This window comes from endosymbiont of Galathealinum brachiosum (assembly GCA_003349885.1).
Lineage (GTDB): Bacteria > Pseudomonadota > Gammaproteobacteria > SZUA-229 > SZUA-229 > SZUA-229.
The window spans coordinates 1-1,176 of record QFXC01000009.1; the positions used below are offsets into that span (position 1 = coordinate 1).

At 44.1% G+C, this 1,176-nt stretch carries 2 protein-coding genes; one reads left to right on the forward strand and one right to left on the reverse strand.

The annotated features are described in order from the left end of the window. Positions 1-208, reverse strand: a 208-nt coding sequence (locus DIZ80_08235) for a hypothetical protein (GenBank protein RDH83419.1), incomplete at its 3' end; no start/stop codon positions are given. 241 nt (positions 209-449) lie between these two features. Here DIZ80_08235 and DIZ80_08240 point away from each other — a divergent pair. Continuing rightward, the coding region (locus DIZ80_08240; GenBank protein ID RDH83420.1) for a hypothetical protein at positions 450-1,176 on the forward strand (727 nt) is incomplete at its 3' end.

Below are 1,176 nucleotides of genomic sequence, written 5' to 3' on the forward strand. Positions count from 1 at the left end.
CCGCATCGCCAGCTAATCGCTCCACCAACATAAGAGCCAGTTCGTCGTTATCACTATTTGATAGCCATCTTGACATTACCTGGTCACCAGCAGCCATCATGCCATCCACTAAACCAGGTACCTTGCCAACAAATTCATACGCAAGTGTTGTAAAGCGTCTCAGTCGTTCCGTTTCGTCTTCGTATCTGCCGTCGCTTGAGGGTAGCATAGACCCACCAGCGTCACCCCAGCAACGCCATGGCACCAAACGTCCTGCTAAAACTAAATGTGCTGATAGTACTTATATTCTAAAGGAATCACAAACGACAACAATCTCTGTAAGGTCTGCCATGCCACCAATCGCCAGCGATAGTGACTCTTCTAAGTACCTAACATCGTCATTGTTCACGAAGGTCTCACGTAAACGCAAAATGAAGCCATCTCGCAAGGAAAACAATCACAGACGCCAGATGACACGTAGGCTAGACAGTAGCCCACACGGTCTACCCAACATAGAGAGGCCTATTAGCGTTGGAAACAGATTTCATGCACTAGCCGATACACCTACGTCACCATTAGCCAAAATTGACGATGACTCAAACGTCATAGGCCCTTCATCACCTGTTGTCACGGTCCCTTCACGCGTGCACAGAAAGGCGCCACACATCAAAAAAGCTATGCAAAAGTTACAGGCTAAAACTACTGTGACAGATAGAACAAAAACAAAGAAATTAGCCACAGGTGCCAGTATTAAAAAGCGAGTCGAAAAATATGACAAGCGTTCTGGGATAACCACTAAACATTCAACTTTGAACCACCCAGAAGAGCAAAATGAGCGTAGTCTGTTGAATCATGCGTTTAGCTACAAAAACTCGGTAGATATAGATGCGCAACAAAACTACAATCCGCAAATAGCATCTTCACAGGGCAAGCCGATTAAAAGATTTATGGAAACAAGTGAACAATGGCGTATTTTAATTAATCAGCAGACAACTTTAGACAGCATACCTGTGGGCAGGAAGGACAATGTCTATTATCTAGTTAATGCAGCCGATAAAGCGATCCAGCAGCGACATAGGAAATTAGAATATGAAGATGACTGCGGTGCTTGGGATAGCAAATATGCCTCAACTAAAAAGACGTTTTTCATCGTTAGCACGCAAGACGAGTTAAAGTTCGTTAAAAAAGTACGCAATC